This is a genomic window from Streptomyces sp. NPDC006385 (genome assembly GCF_040612485.1).
GTDB lineage: Bacteria > Actinomycetota > Actinomycetes > Streptomycetales > Streptomycetaceae > Streptomyces.
In genome coordinates this window covers 1-16,561 of sequence record NZ_JBEXQG010000087.1, presented here as the reverse complement: position 1 = coordinate 16,561, position 16,561 = coordinate 1, and the positions used below count along the sequence as shown (strand labels likewise).

The following is a 16,561-nucleotide window of genomic DNA, read 5'->3' as shown; positions in this document are numbered from 1 at the left end:
GTCGCCTTCGGTCGCGCGAGCCGGACCTGGCCGCCTCCACGGCCTCCGGCAAGGAATCGGGGCGCCGTCCGTTGTCAGTGGGGTTTGGTAAGAATGCAAGCGTGAGCAGCGAGAACGAGACCGGCAGGGGCGGCGGCGAGGGGGCGTCGGCCGAGCAGCTCGCGCTCATCCGGGAGAGTGTGCGGAAGGCCAAGGCGCCGCGGGCGAAGCCCAGGACGTGGCGGGGGGCCGCGCTGGCGGCGGAGTTGCCTGTCGCGCGGGTGCTGGTCGACAAGGGTGTGCTGCATCTCGACCGGTACTTCGACTATGCCGTGCCGGAGGAGCTGGACGCCGACGCGCAGCCCGGCGTGAGGGTGCGGGTGCGGTTCGGAGCCGGGCGGGGCCGGGTGCGGGACGGGCGGCGTGAGGGTGGGGGGCTCATCGACGGGTTCCTTGTCGAGCGGGTCGCCGAGTCCGACTACTCCGGGCCCCTGGCGGCGCTCGCGCAGGTCGTCTCGCCCGAGCGGGTGCTGAGTGAGGAGTTGCTCGGGCTCGCGCGGGCCGTCGCCGACCGGTATGCCGGAGGGCTCGCCGATGTGCTGCAGTTGGCGGTGCCGCCGCGCAGCGCACGCGCCGAGAAGCGGCCTTCGCCGGAGGCGCTGCCGCCGCCCGGGGTGCCGGAAGCCGGGTCCTGGGGGCGGTACGAGCGGGGGGCCGCCTTTCTGGAGGCGCTGGCCTCCGGGCGTGCGCCGCGGGCCGTGTGGAATGCGCTGCCCGGGCCGGAGTGGAGTGAGGAGCTCGCCCGCGCTGTCGTCGCGACGCTGGCCTCCGGGCGTGGCGCGCTCGTCGTCGTGCCGGACGGGCGGGCTGTCGCGCGGGTCGACGCCGCCCTGACCGCGCTGATGGGAGAGGGGCGGCATGCGGTGCTGACCGCCGATGCCGGGCCGGAGAAGCGGTATCGGGAGTGGCTCGCGGTGCGGCGGGGGTCCGTGCGGGCTGTCGTGGGGACTCGGGCCGCCATGTTCGCGCCGGTGCGGGATCTCGGGCTGGTCGCCCTTTGGGACGACGGTGACGACAGCCACAGTGAGCTGCACGCGCCTCAGCCGCATGCGCGGGAGGTGCTGCTGCTCCGGGCCGCGCAGGACAAGTGCGGCTTTCTGCTCGGGAGTTGGAGCTGCACCGTCGAGGCCGCGCAGCTCGTGGAGAGCGGCTGGGCCCGGCCCTTGGTCGCCGGGCGGGAGCAGGTGCGGGCAGCGGCTGCGCTCATACGGACCGTGGGGGACCAGGACCTCGCCCGGGACGAGGCGGCACGGGCCGCCCGGCTGCCGACACTGGCCTGGCAGGCGGTGCGGGAGGGGCTGCGGCAGGGGCCGGTTCTCGTGCAGGTGCCGCGGCGCGGGTACGTACCGCGGATGGCCTGTGCCACCTGCCGGGCGCCCGCTCGGTGCCGGCACTGCGCCGGGCCACTGGAGGCGCAGGGCTCAGGCGGCGACCTGCGGTGCGGCTGGTGCGGGCGTGAGGAGGGCGCCTGGCACTGTCCGGAGTGCGGTGGCTTCCGGCTGCGCGCCCAGGTGGTGGGGGCGCGGCGGACCGCGGAGGAGTTGGGGCGGGCCTTTCCCGCCGTTCCGGTGCGGACCTCCGGGCGCGAGCACGTGCTGGACACGGTGCCGGGCACGCCCTCGCTGGTCGTGAGTACGCCGGGTGCCGAGCCCGTCGCCGAGGGCGGCTATGCGGCGGCTCTGCTGCTGGACGGCTGGGCCATGCTCGGGCGGCCCGATCTGCGGGCCGGGGAGGACGCGTTGCGCCGGTGGATCGGCGCCGCCGCGTTGGTACGGCCGCAGAGTGCCGGGGGGACGGTGGTCGTCGTCGCCGAGCCCACCCTGCGGCCCGTGCAGGCGCTGGTGCGGTGGGATCCCGTCGGGCACGCGGTGCGGGAGCTCGCCGAGCGGGCCGAGTTGGGATTTCCGCCGGTGTCCCGGATGGCGTCCGTCGCCGGACCCGGGGAGGCGGTGGCCGAATTCCTTCGTACGGTCGAACTGCCGCCGGACGCCGAGGTGTTGGGTCCCGTGCCGGTACCCGTCACGGCCGTGGGAGGGCCGCGGCGTGTGGGGGCGCCGCCGCCCGGGGAGCACTGGGACCGGGCGTTGATCCGCGTTCCGCCGGGGAGCGGGGCCGCGTTGGCGTCCGCGTTGAAGGCCGCGCAGGCGGCGAGGATGGCGCGTGGGGGTGGGGAGGCAGTGGTGCGGGTGCGGGTCCGGATCGATCCGCCGGATATCGGGTGACCTGGTTCGGCTGCGCTCGAAGTCCTTCTGTGGCCCGGCATGGGTCTGCCCTCCCGGGTGCGCTCCGGGAGGGCAGAGTGAAGGGGGTCAGCCGTTGCGCGGGCCGGGGAAGGCCGTGGGCCTGGCCTCGTCGCGGAGGCCGGGGCTGCCTGCCGTCGGCTGCGTCGGCATGGAGCGGGCCGCGGGGACCGTCGGCACCGTGGGGAGGGCGGTGGCGACGTTGACCGCGCGGGCTCCCGAGGACTCGGTCGCGCGCTCCGGTTCGGGCGCGGCCTGGGCGGCGGCGCGGCGCGCGCCGTAGCGGCGGTGCACCGCCTGCTTGGTGACGCCGAGGGCGGAACCCACCGCGTCCCAGGAGAAGCCGAGTGAGCGGTCGAAGTCCACGGCTGCCGTGACCAGGGTCTCGACACTGTCCCGCAGCTCCTGGGCGAGACGGACCGTCGGGGCGGGAGCGCGTCCGTAGACGACGAAGCCCGTGGAGGGACCGGAGCGGCGCGGGCGGTAGACGTTGCCCAGTTGGGCGGTGAGCGTGCGCAGTGCGTCCACCTGCCGGCGGACCCGCTCGATGTCCCGCACCAGCAAGTGCAGGCTGGCCCGAGCCTGGGCGTCGTGGGTTGCGTGGTCGGCCATGAACAAGCCTCTCGAACCGGCGTTTAAAAGGAGTGGGCCGCGGAGACGGCGTATGCGGCCCGTTGTGGTCAACTCTTTCTTGACCAACGCAGGATCGCTCCACGGGTCACGCTTTGGGGGCGTGTGGGCATATGCCTACGCCCCTGTGTGGGGGAGTGCGCCAGTTGGCCAGGAGAGTGGACTCCCCTCTGGACTCCCCTCTGGACTCTCCTGTCGAGGTTGCTTGTCATCGTCGCGGGCGTTGCCGACATGAGGCCCGGTGCCATGCACACATAGACTTGTGCGTTGCCCCAACCAACCCCGCCCGAGAGGCCCGTGCCCACCCATGAAGCTCGTCTTCGCCGGTACCCCCGAGGTCGCCGTTCCCGCTCTGGACGCTCTGCTCGCCTCCGGGCGGCACGAGGTGGCCGCCGTCGTCACGCGACCCGACGCGCCGGCGGGGCGTGGGCGCAGGCTGGTGGCGAGCCCGGTGGCCGAGCGGGCCGAGGAGGCCGGGATCGAGGTGCTGAAGCCGGCCAAGCCGCGTGACCCCGAGTTCCTCGAACGGCTCAAGGAGATCGCGCCGGACTGCTGTCCCGTCGTCGCGTACGGCGCCCTGCTGCCCCGCGTCGCCCTCGACATCCCGGCCCACGGCTGGGTCAACCTGCACTTCTCGCTGCTGCCCGCCTGGCGGGGCGCCGCACCCGTGCAGCACGCCATCATGGCCGGCGACGAGATCACCGGGGCCTCCACCTTCCTCATCGAGGAAGGGCTCGACTCCGGGCCCGTCTACGGCACCGTCACCGAGGAGATCCGGGCCACCGACACCAGCGGCGACCTGCTGACCCGGCTCGCCTTCGCCGGCGCCGGGCTGCTCGCCGCGACCATGGACGGAATCGAGGACGGCACGCTCAAGGCCGTACCGCAGCCGTCCGAGGGGGTCACCCTCGCGCCCAAGGTCAGCGTCGAGGACGCCCACATCGACTGGAGTGCGCCCGCACTGCGCGTCGACCGGGTCGTGCGCGGGTGCACGCCCGCCCCGGGTGCCTGGACCACCTTCCGTGGTGAGCGGCTGAAGCTCATCCAGATGCGGCAGGTGGCCGGGCGGGACGACCTCGCCCCCGGTGCGCTCTCCGTCGGGAAGAACAACGTGTACGTCGGGACGGGGTCGTACGCCGTCGAGTTGCTGTGGGTGCAGGCGCAGGGCAAGAAGCCGATGCGGGCGGCCGACTGGGCGCGGGGCGTGCGGATCGTGGACGGGGAGAGCGTCGGGGCGTGACCGGGCCGTGGGCCGGACGGGTGGTGCGGCGTAGGCTGGGCGTACATCTCATCCAGCAATCCGGAGCACCTTTTTCGTGAGCGACACCTCCCGTCGGCCCCGTAAACCCGGCAAGCCCTACCGACGGCCCAAGAAGGACCCCGTCCGCATGCTCGCCTTCGAGGCGCTGCGCGCCGTGGACGAGCGGGACGCGTACGCCAACCTCGTGCTGCCGCCGCTGCTGCGCAAGGCGCGGGAGAAGGGCGACTTCGACGGGCGGGACGCCGCGCTCGCGACCGAGCTGGTGTACGGGACGCTGCGGCGGCAGGGGACGTACGACGCCGTCATCGCCGCGTGTGTGGACCGGCCGCTGCGTGAGGTCGATCCGCCGGTGCTCGATGTGCTCAGCCTCGGTGTGCATCAGCTGCTCGGGACGCGGATTCCCACGCATGCCGCCGTGTCCGCGTCCGTGGAACTCGCCCGTGTCGTGCTCGGTGACGGACGGGCCAAGTTCGTCAACGCCGTGCTGCGCAAGGTCGCGCAGGACGATCTCGACGGATGGATCCAGCGGGTCGCGCCGCCCTACGACGACGACCCCGAGGACCATCTCGCCGTCGTGCACTCGCATCCGCGGTGGGTCGTCTCGGCGCTGTGGGACTCCCTCGGCGGTGGGCGGGACGGCATCGAGCGGTTGCTGGAGGCCGACAACGAGCGCCCCGAGGTGACGCTGGTCGCGCGGCCGGGTCGGGCCACGACCGAGGAACTGCTCGGCGAGGACGCCGCGGTGCCGGGGCGCTGGTCGCCGTATGCGGTGCGGTTGGCCGAGGGCGGGGAGCCGGGGGCCATCACGGCCGTACGGGAAGGGCGTGCGGGGGTGCAGGACGAGGGGAGCCAGTTGGTCGCCCTCGCCCTGGCCAACGCTCCCCTCGACGGACCCGACCTCAAGTGGCTCGACGGGTGTGCCGGGCCCGGAGGCAAGGCGGCCCTGCTCGGGGCGCTGGCCGCGGAGCGGGGGGCCGTGCTGGTCGCCTCCGAGAAGCAGCCGCACCGGGCGGGGCTGGTGGCCAAGGCGCTGGCGGGCAACCCGGGGCCGTATCAGGTCATCGCCGCCGATGGGACGCGGCCGGCCTGGCGGGCCGGGAGCTTCGACCGGGTGTTGGTGGATGTTCCGTGCACCGGGTTGGGGGCCCTGCGGCGGCGGCCGGAGGCGAGGTGGCGACGGCGCCCGGAGGATCTGGACGGGTTCGCGCCGTTGCAGCGGGGGTTGCTGCGGGCGGCGCTCGAGTCCGTGCGGGTGGGCGGAGTGGTCGGGTACGCCACCTGTTCCCCACATCTCGCCGAGACACGGGCGGTTGTCGATGACGTGGTGAAGCAGGGGGGCGACGTCGAACTGGTGGATGCTCGGCCGTTGCTGCCCGGGGTGCCCGATCTCGGGGAGGGGCCCGATGTGCAGTTGTGGCCGCATGTGCACGGAACGGATGCCATGTACCTGGCGTTGATGCGGCGGGTGGGCTGAGGCGGGCTGAGCCGATGTCGGAGCTGGTGCGGACCTGCGCTGGGCAGTGACCGTCACCCACCCCGTCGACCGACCCTCTCCTCCGTCCCCGGCACCGCCGCCCCGCCCCCGTCCTCCCGGGCCAGCCTGTGGGGCCACCACACCTTCGGGCCCACGTCCAGGAACAGGGCCGTCACCAGGACCGAGCGCACGATGAAGGTGTCCAGGAGTACGCCGAGTGCGACGGCGAAGCCGATTTCGGCGAAGGCGACCATGGGGAGGGTGCCGAGGGCGGCGAAGGTGCCGGCGAGGACCAGGCCGGCCGAGGTGATGACCGCGCCCGTGGCGGCGAGGCCGGTGATGACGCCGGGGCGGGTGCCCTGGTGGGTGGCCTCCTCCCGGATGCGGGTCGTGAGGAAGATGTTGTAGTCGATGCCGAGGGCCACCAGGAAGACGAAGACGAACAGCGGGAAGTCGGTCGACTCCCCCGCGTAGTCGAAGAGGTGGCGGAAGGCCGGCGCGCTGATGCCCAGGGCCGCCGCGAAGGACAGGATCACCGTGCCGATCAGCAGGAGCGGGGCGACCAGCGCGCGGAGCAGAGCACAGAGGATCAGCAGGACGACGAGCAGGACCAGCGGGATGATCAGGACGTTGTCGTGCGTGGTCGCCCTGTCCATGTCCAGCAGGGCGGCCGCACCGCCGCCCACCTGAGCGTCGGCGTCCGGCACGGCGCGGACGGCGTCGCGTACCCGCTCCACGGTCTGTTTCGCGGCCTCGCTGTCGGAAGGGACGCTCATGGTCGCCTCGAAGATCACCTTGCCGTCGTACGAGGGCTTCGTGCCCGGTGGCAGGCCCAGGGACTCGGGCACGACGCCGGGTGTCCCGGCCACCGCGCGGCCCACCTGTTCGGCCTGGGCCCGGTCGCTGACGATGACCAGCGGGTCGCCGCTGCCGGCCGGGAAGTAGCGTGCGGAGACCTCCTGGCCGGTGATCGAGTCCGGCTTGTCGGTGAACGCGTCCGCGTTGCTCAGCCCCTCGGCGCGCAGCTGGATCAGGCCGAGGGAGCAGACCGCCAGCGCGATGGCCGTGACGGCCCAGACCATGCGGGGGCGGTGAGAGATACGGCGGCCCATGCGCGCCCAGACGCCTCGCTCGTGGGGGTTCTCGGCGCCCAGGTGCGGGATCACCGGCCAGAAGATCCAGCGGCCGACGATGACCAGGAGCGCGGGGAACAGGGTGAGCAACGCCAGGAGGCCCACCGCCACGCCGATCGCCGCCACCGGGCCCAGGCCCCTCGTGGAGTTCATCTCCGCCGCCAGCAGCACCAGCATGCTCAGGACGACGGTCGCGCCGGAGGCGATCACCGCCGGGCCCGCGCGGTGCAGGGCGAGGGCCATCGCCTCGTGGCGGTCCTCGTGACGGCGCAGTTCCTCCCGGTAGCGGGCGACCAGCAGAAGCGCGTAGTCCGTGCCCGCGCCGAAGACCAGCACCGTGAGGATGCCGGCGCTCTGGCCGTTGACCGTCAGGCCCGCGTGTTCCGCCAGGAGATAGATGAGGGCCTGCGCGGTGAACAGCGCGACGACCACGGCGAGGAGGGGGACCAGGAGCAGGCTCGGGCTTCGGTAGGTGATCAGCAGCATGACGATGACGACCGCCATCGCCGACAGCAGCAGGGTGGAGTCGATGCCCTCGAACGCCTCGGCGAAGTCCGCGGACGTGCCGCCCGGACCCGTGATGTGCACGGCGAGTCCGCCGCCGCCCTCGCCGACGATCTCCCGGACGGAGTCGACGGCGGGCGCGATGCGCTCCCAACCCTTCTCGTCCATGGTGATCGGGACGTGGACCTGGGCCGCGCGCGGATCGGTCTGCCGGTCGAAGGCCGGGCCACGGGTCTCGGCGCCGCGGATGCCGTGGTCGGTCAGTCGCCTGAGCTCTGCCACGTCCTCGGTGATCGCCGCCCGCTCCTGAGCCGTCAGGCCGCCGTCGCGGGCGTAGACGACGATCGCCGGGATCTGCTCCGGCCTGAAGTTCTCGGAGAGTTCCAGGACTTGGGTGGACTCGGCTGAGCCCGGCAGCCAGGACGCCGCGTCGTTGTCCTGGGCATCGGTCAGCTTCTGGGCGAAGGGCGCCGCCAGGAACAGCACCGCCAGCCACAGGACGAGCACCACCCACTTGGCGCGTCGGCCGCAGACCAGATGCGCGACGCCCCGCTGTCCCGGCCGCGCCCGGCGCCTGTGCTCCTGGATCTCCGTCATGGCCACCCCCGCAGCCGCACGACGATCCGGTGGGCCGCCCGGCGAGGCCCGCGCGAACCGGACACACCATCCGATGAACGTCTCAGGTCCGTACCGGCGCGAACATTCGTGCTCCGGCATGGCAGTCTTGGGTCATGGCCGTGCAGATCAACCCCAGCATCCTGTCCGCCGACTTCGCTCGCCTCGCGGACGAGGCGAAGGCGGTGCAAGGAGCCGACTGGCTCCACGTCGACGTCATGGACAACCATTTCGTCCCGAACCTCACGCTCGGCGTGCCGGTCGTGGAGTCTCTGGCCCGCGCGACGGACACCCCGCTGGACTGCCACCTGATGATCGAGGCCCCCGATCGGTGGGCGCCCCAGTACGTGGAAGCGGGGGCCTCCTCCGTCACCTTCCATGTCGAGGCCGCCGCGGCACCCGTGCGGCTGGCCCGGGAGATCCGGGCCAAGGGCGCCCGTGCCTCCATGGCGCTTCGGCCCGCGACGCCCATCGAGCCGTACGAGGATCTGCTCCCCGAACTCGACATGCTGCTGATCATGACGGTCGAGCCGGGCTTCGGTGGTCAGGCGTTTCTCGACATCATGCTTCCGAAGATTCGCCGCACCCGCGAGTTGATCAGCAAGCACGGCCTGCAGGTGTGGCTCCAGGTGGACGGCGGGGTCTCCGCCTCCACCATCGAGCAGTGCGCCGAGGCGGGCGCCGATGTCTTCGTCGCCGGTTCGGCGGTGTACGGGGCCGAGGACCCGGCCGAAGCGGTCCGGGCGCTGCGTGCTCAGGCGGAGGCGGTCACGAAGACCGCCGCCTGGGCATGCGACCACTGAGCCAAGGGAACGTGAACGGCCGCCATCCCGGCGGATCAAGAGCGCCGGATCTGCAAGGATGAACGGCGAATCCAGAGTGTGAACAGCAGTGAGGAGATCGCCGTGTCGGGTATGTCGGCGGGCCGGTCAGCCATGCGGATGGGACCCGCTGAGCTGGTGCAGGCGGCGGCCATGGCCCGCCGCTTCTACCTCGAGGGCAAGTCCAAGATCCAGATCGCGGAGGAGTTCGGCGTCAGCCGCTTCAAGGTGGCCCGGGTCCTGGAGACCGCCCTCGAACGGGATCTGGTGCGCATCGAGATCCGCGTGCCGGCCGAGCTGGACGCGGACCGCTCCGACGCCCTGCGCGCCCGCTACGGTCTCAGGCACGCCGTCGTGGTCGAGTCCCCGGCCGAGGCCGAGGAGACGCCCGACCCCGAGAACCTGGGAGAAGTGGCCGCCGACCTGCTCGGCGAGCTGGTGAACGAAGGTGATGTGCTGGGCCTGGCCTGGGGCCGGTCCACCATCCACATGGCCGCGGCCCTGGACCGGCTGCCGCCCTGCACGGTGGTGCAGCTGACGGGCGTGTACGACGCCGGGACCGCCGAGCGCGGTTCGGTCGAGGCGGTCCGCCGGGCCGCCCAGGTCTCGGGCGGCGACGCGCACCCCATCTACGCGCCGATGCTGCTGCCCGACGAGGCCACCGCGGCGGCGCTGCGCCACCAGACGGGGATCGCCCGGGCCTTCGAGTACTTCGACAAGGTCACGGTCGCCTGTGTCTCCATCGGATCCTGGGAGCCGGGCATCTCGACCGTGCACGACATGCTCAGCGACGAGGAGCGGGCCCACTACGCCTCGCTGGGCGTCGCCGCCGAGATGTCCGCGCACCTCTTCGACGCCGAGGGACGCCGGGTCGGGCGGGACCTGGGGGAGCGGTGCATCACGGTCAAGGCCGACCAGCTCCGCCGTATCCCGGAGGTCGTCGCGATCGCGGGCGGGCAGCGCAAGGGGCCCGCGATCGACGCGGTGCTGCGGTCCGGCCTCGTCACCAGCCTGGTGACGGACACGTCCGCCGCGGACTACCTCTTGACGGCCGGTACGCCGCCGAGGCCGGCGCTCAACCGGGCTGACCCGGACGGGAACTGACAGGACGTCAGGAGGGGGCGTGCCGGTGGTGCGCCCCCTCGTCCCGTTCACCGACGATCACTAGGAGCTGGGCGGTACCGATATGACGGAACTCGTGATCACACTGGACCTGGACGGGGTCACGGACAAGCCGGGCCTGATGGACCGCTGTGCCGAGACCCTGGAGCTGCCCGACTGGTTCGGCCGTAACTGGGACGCCCTCGCCGACAGCCTGTCCGACCCCTCCGTGTGGCCCGCGGAGGCCGCGGACGGGCTCCTCGTCGTCGTACGGAACTGGCAGCCGTACGCGAAGACACGGCCGGAGGAGTGGGAGATCGCCCAGGAGGTGTTCACCGCGGCTGTGAACCGGGCACCGTCGCTCACGGTGATGCTTGCTCTCGGAGGATCCTCCTAGAGCCTGTCTGACCTGCTCGTATGAAGCGACCGTACAGCGCGTTCCGGTCAGCATGGGACAATGAAGTACGTGCTCTTCCCCCTGGCTGACCTGTCCGGGGGCCACCTCTGAACGACTGGGATGTGCAGCACGTGCGTTTCCTCAATGACATCCAGCCCGCGTACGACCTGACGTACGACGACGTCTTCATGGTCCCGAGCCGCAGCGCGGTCGGCTCGCGGCAGGGCGTGGACCTCAGCTCCCCGGACGGCACGGGCACCACGATCCCGCTGGTCGTCGCCAACATGACCGCCATCGCCGGCCGCCGTATGGCGGAGACCGTGGCCCGGCGCGGCGGCCTCGTGGTCATCCCCCAGGACATCCCGATCGACGTCGTCACCGACGTGATCACCTGGGTGAAGAGCCGCCACCTCGTACTCGACACCCCGATCGTGCTGGCCCCCCACCAGACCGTCGCCGACGCGCTGTCCCTGCTGCACAAGCGCGCGCACAACGCCGGTGTGGTCGTCGACGAGAACTTCAAGCCGATCGGTGTGGTCACCGACTCCGACCTCTCCGGCGTGGACCGCTTCACCCAGCTCGAAGTGGTCATGTCCCGGGACCTGCTGCTCCTCGACGCGGACCTCGACCCGCGCGAGGCGTTCAACACCCTCGACCACCACAACCGGCGCTACGCCCCGGCCGTCGACTCCGACGGCCGCCTCGCCGGCATCCTCACCCGCAAGGGCGCCCTGCGCGCCACGCTGTACACCCCGGCGACCGACGCGAACGGCAAGCTGCGCATCGCCGCCGCCGTCGGCATCAACGGCGACTTCGCGGAGAAGGCCAAGCAACTGCTGGACGCGGGCGTCGACACGCTGGTCATCGACACGGCACACGGCCACCAGGAGTCGATGATCGCCGCGATCAGGACCGTGCGGGCGCTCGATCCGCGGGTGCCGATCGTCGCGGGCAACATCGTCGCCGCCGAGGGTGTGCGGGACCTCATCGAGGCCGGCGCCGACATCGTCAAGGTCGGTGTGGGTCCGGGCGCGATGTGCACGACCCGCATGATGACCGGCGTCGGCCGGCCGCAGTTCTCGGCGGTCCTGGAGTGCGCGGCCGAGGCGAAGAAGTACGGCAAGCACGTGTGGGCCGACGGCGGTGTCCGGCACCCGCGTGACGTCGCCATGGCGCTCGCGGCCGGCGCGTCCAACGTGATGATCGGATCCTGGTTCGCCGGCACCTACGAGTCGCCGGGCGACCTCCAGCAGGACGCGAACGGGCGGCTCTACAAGGAGTCCTTCGGCATGGCGTCCGCGCGTGCGGTGCGCAACCGCACGTCGGAGGAGTCGGCCTACGACCGTGCCCGCAAGGCGCTGTTCGAGGAGGGCATCTCCACCTCCCGCATGTTCCTCGACCCGGCCCGCCCCGGCGTGGAGGACCTGATCGACTCGATCATCGCGGGCGTGCGGTCGTCCTGCACCTATGCCGGTGCCGGCTCCCTGGAGGAGTTCGCCGAGAAGGCCGTCGTCGGCATCCAGAGCGCCGCCGGGTACGCGGAGGGCAAGCCGCTGCACGCCAGCTGGAGCTGACGCGGCTGACGCGGCTGACGCGGACCTCGACGTCCTTGCGCGGCTCAACGCCCTTGCTCACGGCCCCCGTCGACCCGTCCACCGGGAAAACGGGGGCCGTTTCGCATGCGCGCGCCCGCCTACCGTCGAGGCATGGAGATCGCCGCCTGCCGGGCCGGGGACATCGAGGTGCTCGACCGCTTCATGCCGTCGCACGGCGTCGACGGCAGCCACGCCGCCCGCTTCGCCCGGCAGGCGGCGGGGCACAGCACGTATCTGATCCAGACGAAGAGGCCGTTGATCTCCGCGCAGCCGGGATGCGCGGCCCGCACCTCCGGCGCCGCCGATGCCTGCGTCTTCCTCCTCAAGACCCTCTGACAGTCGTCTGCGCAACGGTCGAAAGCCGCCGCGCAACGAACACCCACCGAGCCCCCAGGAACGCAATGATCTTGCGGGTATGCGCAAGGTTGCTGCATTTCACCAGCAACGCCGCTCCTCGTAGGCTGTCGCCTCGTACGTGGCGTGGCGGGGACCCCGCTCGGTGGGTCCCTGCTCTGAAGGGGTGCCGCCGGTTCCCGCCGCCCTCATTGGCAGCGATAAGGAGCCAGCGCGTGCTCGATCAAGGCGCACCCCCGCAGAACCCAAGCAAGCCCGCCGCCCCCGCGTCCCTCGGCGTCGGCGCGCGCCTGATGCGTCGCAAGCCCGTGGAACACCTGGTCGCCGAGGGTGGCCAGGGCGAGGGAGGGTCGCTGCGGCGCTCCCTGGGCATGTGGCAGCTCACCATGATCAGCATCGGTGCCACCCTCGGCACCGGCATCTTCGTCGTCCTCGGCGACGCCGTCCCGAAGGCCGGCCCCGCGGTCACCCTGGCCTTCGTGATCGCCGGTCTCACGGCGCTGTTCTCGGCCCTGTCGTACGCCGAGCTGGCGGGCAGCATCCCGGTCGCGGGCTCCTCGTACTCGTATGCGTACGCAACGATGGGCGAACTCGTCGCCTGGGTCTGCGGCTGGTGTCTGGTGCTGGAGTACGGCGTGTCGGTGGCCGCCGTCGCCGTCGGCTGGGGCGAGTACCTCAACGAGCTGCTCGACGGGACCATAGGCGTCACCATCCCGGCCGTGCTGTCCTCGGCGCCCGGTGAGGGCGGGATCGTCAACCTGCCCGCGCTGATCGTCGTCCTGCTGGCGATGGTGTTCCTGCTCGGTGGCGTCCGTGAGTCCGCCCGGGCCAACACGATCATGGTCGCCGTCAAGATCGCCGCGCTCGTGCTGTTCTGCGCGGTCGGCTTCATGGGCTTCAAGTCCGGCAACTACGCCGACTTCATGCCGCTCGGCATGGCGGGCGTGAGCGCCGCGGGTGCCACCCTCTTCTTCTCCTACATCGGCTTCGACGCCGCCTCCACCGCCGGTGAGGAGGCCAAGGACCCCAAGCGAGACCTGCCGCGGGCGATCATGCTCTCGCTGATCATCGTGACCGCGCTGTACGTGCTCGTCGCGGGTGTCGCCGTCGGCGCCTGGCACTGGACGAAGTTCGAGGGCTCCGACGCCTCCCTCGCCGCGATCATGAACGACGTCAGCGGCCAGTCCTTCTGGGGGACCCTGCTCGCCCTCGGCGCGGTCATCTCCATCGCGAGCGTCGTGCTCACCGTGCTCTACGGCCAGACCCGCGTCCTCTTCGCGATGTCCCGCGACGGCCTGGTCCCGAAGGCGCTCGGCAAGATCCATTCGAAGACCGGCGCGCCCCGCCTCAACACGGTGATCGTGTCCCTCTTCTGCGGCGTGCTCGCCGCCCTCATCCCGCTGGGCAAGCTCGTCGACGCCACCAGCATCGGCACGCTGTTCGCCTTCGCCCTGGTCAACATCGCGGTGATCGTCCTGCGCTACCGGCGCCCGGAGCTCGAGCGCACGTTCAGGGTGCCGCTCGGGCCGGTGCTGCCGGTCCTGGGCTTCCTGTTCTGCGCGTACAACATGTTCAGCCTCGACACCGTCACCTGGGTCGTCTTCGGGTGCTGGATGGCCGCGGGTCTCGTGTTCTACTTCGTGTACGGCTATCGCCGTTCGCGTCTCGCCGCAGCGGGCGCACCAGTCGCATCAGAAGTGAAGTGAACCACCCGCAGTGCTGAACGATCTCGACGAACGCATCGTGCACGCCCTCGCCGAGGACGCCCGCCGCTCCTACGCGGACATCGGGCAGCTCGTCGGCCTGTCCGCGCCCGCCGTGAAACGGCGCGTGGACCGGCTGCGCGCCACCGGGGCCATCACCGGATTCACCGTCCGGGTGGACCCGGCCGCGCTCGGCTGGGAGACCGAGGGGTTCGTCGAGATCTACTGCCGGCACAACACCTCGCCGGACACCATCCGGCGGGGTCTGGAGCGCTACCAGGAGGTCGTGGCCGCGTCCACCGTCACCGGGGACGCGGACGCGGTCGTGCAGGTCTTCGCCTCCGACATGCGGCACTTCGAACGGGTCCTGGAGCGGATCGCGGGGGAGCCGTTCGTGGAGCGGACCAAGTCGGTGCTGGTGCTGTCGCCGTTGCTGCGGAGGTTTTCCTCCGGGTCGCCTACGTAGGGTTTCGTCTGCGGGGCGGTGGGGGCTGGCCGCGCCCACGCGACGGAGCCGCGCATTTACGCCGCGGAGCCTCGCGTTTACGCGGCGGAGCCACGCATTTACCCAGTCCCGCGCCCCTGTAGGGCGCGTGCGCGCACCGTCGTCAGCATGCGTCGTACGGCCAGTGCATGGCCACGCGTTCCGATCACGACGAGCCGATAGAGGCGGCCGGCCGGGCCCGGAAACGCGGCCCACGTCTCGGCGCGCACCCGGGTGCGCCCTTCACCGGCCTCCTCCAGGCGGAAGATCAAGGCGTACGTCGAGAAGCGGTGGCTGCCGGTGAGAGCCAGCTCCCGGCCCGGCACCGCGGCCGCCGTACGGAACCCCGGGATCGTCGAACCCTCCGCCGGCGGCCAGGGCCCCGACACTGTGCGGTCGGCGCAGCCGAGCAGGCGTGCGACGGCCTCGGCGCGTCGGTGCCCGAAGCCTCGGCGCACCGTCTCGGCGACCGCACGCCAGACGGCGTCCGGTTCCGCGGCGACGAGCGACGTGTGGGCGTCGACGAACGGCAGGTCGTGCTTCTCGGTGGCGTCCATGCCGGCAGTCTCGCGCCCGGCCTCGCACGCCGGCGTCCTCCCGCGGGCCGACGTCGCTCGCCGCTCGGCGGAGGCGCCCGGCCGCCGCGTCCTCCCCGCGCACGGCAACGGCACCCGTCGCGGCGTTCTCCCTGCGCCCGTGCGCCCGGTCGGCCTACCATCGATGCCATGACCTGGCGACATTGATATTCCCGCCCCGCCTCCCGAGGGCCGCCTCGGACGCCGTACCCCCGGCGTCCGAACAGTCCCTGCGGGAAGGCCTCATGACACTCTCACCTGCACGCGTGCCCGCCACCGGCGTCCGCCGCATCACGGCCACGCTGTACGGCTACGCGTTCCTCGACGACTTCGTCCTGCTCTACCCGGTGTACGCGCTGCTGTTCGCCGACACCGGCCTGTCGCTCTGGCAGATCTCCTCCCTGTTCGCCCTGTGGTCGCTCACCGGCGTCCTGCTGGAGGTCCCCTCCGGCGCCTGGGCCGACGCCGTCTCGCGCCGGCTGCTGCTGTGGACCGGTCCGCTGCTCACGGCCGTCGGATTCGGGCTGTGGGTGCTGGTGCCGTCGTACTGGGCCTTCGCGCTCGGCTTCGTCCTGTGGGGGGCCGGCGGAGCGCTCGGCTCCGGTGCCCTGGAGGCGCTGGTGTACGAGGAGCTGGACCGGATCGGCGCGGCCGACCGGTACCCGCGGGTCATGGGCCGCTCCCACGCGGCACGCCTGATGGCCACGGTCCTCGCGGTGGGGATCGCCGGTCCGGTGTTCGCGACGGGCGGCTACACGGCGGTCGGGGCGGCCAGCGTGCTGGCGGCCCTGCTGACCGCGGCGACGGCGACCCGGTTCCCGGAGCACCGGGCGCCGACGACCGCCGGCGACCGTTGGACCACGACCCTGCGGTCCGGGCTCGCCGCCGCCCGCGGCGACCGGGCCCTGCGGGGCGCGCTGCTGCTCGTGCCGGCCGTCGGCGCGGTGTGGGGCGCGCTCGACGAGTACACGCCGCTGCTGGTGCGGGAGACCGGGGTGCCGGACGAGCTGGTGCCCTACCTGATCATGCTGATCTGGGCCGGAGCCACCGCCGGCAGCCTGCTCGCGGGACGAGCCGCGTCCCTCGGCACGAACGGACTCGCGGCGGTGCTCGCCGGCGCCGCGCTCGCCCTGGCCGTGGGCGCCGGCGTGGGCACACCGGCCGGACTCGGCCTGGTGGCCCTCGCCTTCGGCGGCTTCCAGCTGGCCACCGTGCTCGCCGACGTCCGCCTTCAGCACCGGATCCAGGACGGCGAGCGGGCCACGCTCACCTCGGTCGCGGGACTGGGCACCGACCTGTCGACGGTGGCCGTGTACGGCGGCTACGCGCTGCTCGGTGGAGCCGCCGCGCACGGCACCGTCTTCGCTCTGTTCGCGGTGCCGTACCTGGTGACGGCACTGCTGCTGACCCGAGCGACAGGCCCTAGAGCTGGGGGTTCCACGGCACGACGGTGAAGTCGCCCGTCCCCTTCTTGACCTTCTCGAAGGGGGCGGAGCTCACGCACTTGGGCAGCCCCTTCGTCTCGGCGGGGCTGCCCGTCGCCGCCCAGCTGTAGCCGAGCCGGTCGCCTCGGCCGAGGTCGTGGACGGTGACGCCGACCCGCTTGCCCTTGGCGCCCGGCCGCGTGGGCGCACA

14 protein-coding genes and 1 pseudogene are annotated in these 16,561 nt (G+C 72.3%); 11 read left to right on the top strand and 4 right to left on the bottom strand.

Annotation, left to right across the window (positions count from 1 at the left end):
* The first annotated feature begins 101 nt into the window (after positions 1–101).
* Positions 102–2,261 carry a primosomal protein N' gene (locus tag ABZ078_RS38705; protein WP_356583227.1) on the top strand — a complete coding sequence of 720 codons (2,160 nt, stop codon included), beginning with the start codon at positions 102–104 and terminating at the stop codon, positions 2,259–2,261.
* An 87-nt stretch (positions 2,262–2,348) separates the two neighbouring features.
* Here the strand turns inward: ABZ078_RS38705 and ABZ078_RS38700 are convergent, their stop codons facing one another.
* Entirely contained in the window at positions 2,349–2,891 is a 543-nt protein-coding gene (locus tag ABZ078_RS38700) for a hypothetical protein (protein WP_356583226.1), read from the bottom strand.
* Between the two features lie 325 nt (positions 2,892–3,216).
* On the opposite strand from ABZ078_RS38700, the gene fmt reads away from it, so the two are divergent.
* A complete protein-coding gene (fmt, locus tag ABZ078_RS38695) occupies positions 3,217–4,149 on the top strand; it encodes a methionyl-tRNA formyltransferase (RefSeq protein WP_356583225.1) in 933 nt (310 codons plus the stop codon).
* Between the two features lie 76 nt (positions 4,150–4,225).
* Positions 4,226–5,644 carry a transcription antitermination factor NusB gene (locus tag ABZ078_RS38690; RefSeq protein WP_356583224.1) on the top strand — a complete coding sequence of 473 codons (1,419 nt, stop codon included), beginning with the start codon at positions 4,226–4,228 and terminating at the stop codon, positions 5,642–5,644.
* A gap of 53 nt (positions 5,645–5,697) precedes the next feature.
* On the opposite strand, the gene ABZ078_RS38685 is transcribed toward ABZ078_RS38690, so the two are convergent.
* Complete coding sequence (locus ABZ078_RS38685; RefSeq protein ID WP_356583223.1) at positions 5,698–7,878, bottom strand: MMPL family transporter; 2,181 nt, start codon at positions 7,876–7,878, stop codon at positions 5,698–5,700.
* 134 nt (positions 7,879–8,012) lie between these two features.
* On the opposite strand from ABZ078_RS38685, the gene rpe reads away from it, so the two are divergent.
* The 7 genes from rpe to ABZ078_RS38650 all read left to right on the top strand — a co-directional run bounded on the left by rpe (position 8,013) and on the right by ABZ078_RS38650 (position 14,333).
* Entirely contained in the window at positions 8,013–8,699 is a 687-nt protein-coding gene (gene rpe / locus ABZ078_RS38680; RefSeq protein WP_356583222.1) for a ribulose-phosphate 3-epimerase, read from the top strand.
* Between the two features lie 78 nt (positions 8,700–8,777).
* Positions 8,778–9,821 (top strand): sugar-binding domain-containing protein, encoded by a 1,044-nt coding sequence (locus tag ABZ078_RS38675; RefSeq protein ID WP_356583221.1) that lies wholly within the window; start codon positions 8,778–8,780, stop codon positions 9,819–9,821.
* Positions 9,822–9,903: 82 nt separating this feature from the next.
* Positions 9,904–10,215, top strand: a complete 312-nt coding sequence (locus ABZ078_RS38670; protein ID WP_356583220.1) for a barstar family protein — start codon at positions 9,904–9,906, stop codon at positions 10,213–10,215.
* 131 nt (positions 10,216–10,346) lie between these two features.
* On the top strand, positions 10,347–11,789 hold the full coding sequence (locus tag ABZ078_RS38665; protein WP_356583219.1) for a GuaB1 family IMP dehydrogenase-related protein: 1,443 nt from the start codon (positions 10,347–10,349) through the stop codon (positions 11,787–11,789).
* A gap of 132 nt (positions 11,790–11,921) precedes the next feature.
* The gene (locus tag ABZ078_RS38660) at positions 11,922–12,146 is read left to right on the top strand and encodes a hypothetical protein (RefSeq protein WP_356583218.1); all 225 of its coding nucleotides are present in this window, start codon (positions 11,922–11,924) and stop codon (positions 12,144–12,146) included.
* 233 nt (positions 12,147–12,379) lie between these two features.
* Positions 12,380–13,870, top strand: coding sequence for an amino acid permease (locus ABZ078_RS38655; RefSeq protein WP_356583217.1), 1,491 nt, complete (start codon positions 12,380–12,382; stop codon positions 13,868–13,870).
* 10 nt (positions 13,871–13,880) lie between these two features.
* Entirely contained in the window at positions 13,881–14,333 is a 453-nt protein-coding gene (locus ABZ078_RS38650) for an Lrp/AsnC family transcriptional regulator (RefSeq protein WP_328429017.1), read from the top strand.
* A gap of 98 nt (positions 14,334–14,431) precedes the next feature.
* Here the strand turns inward: ABZ078_RS38650 and ABZ078_RS38645 are convergent, their stop codons facing one another.
* Entirely contained in the window at positions 14,432–14,908 is a 477-nt protein-coding gene (locus ABZ078_RS38645; RefSeq protein WP_356583216.1) for a hypothetical protein, read from the bottom strand.
* A gap of 263 nt (positions 14,909–15,171) precedes the next feature.
* On the opposite strand from ABZ078_RS38645, the gene ABZ078_RS38640 reads away from it, so the two are divergent.
* Positions 15,172–16,380: an MFS transporter gene (locus ABZ078_RS38640; protein ID WP_356583215.1), complete on the top strand. Its 1,209-nt coding sequence runs from the start codon at positions 15,172–15,174 to the stop codon at positions 16,378–16,380.
* Here ABZ078_RS38640 and ABZ078_RS38635 read toward each other — a convergent pair.
* Positions 16,349–16,561 (bottom strand): annotated as a pseudogene (locus ABZ078_RS38635) (Repetin); the annotation flags it as partial. The gene ABZ078_RS38640 and the pseudogene ABZ078_RS38635 sit on opposite strands and share 32 nt — an antisense overlap.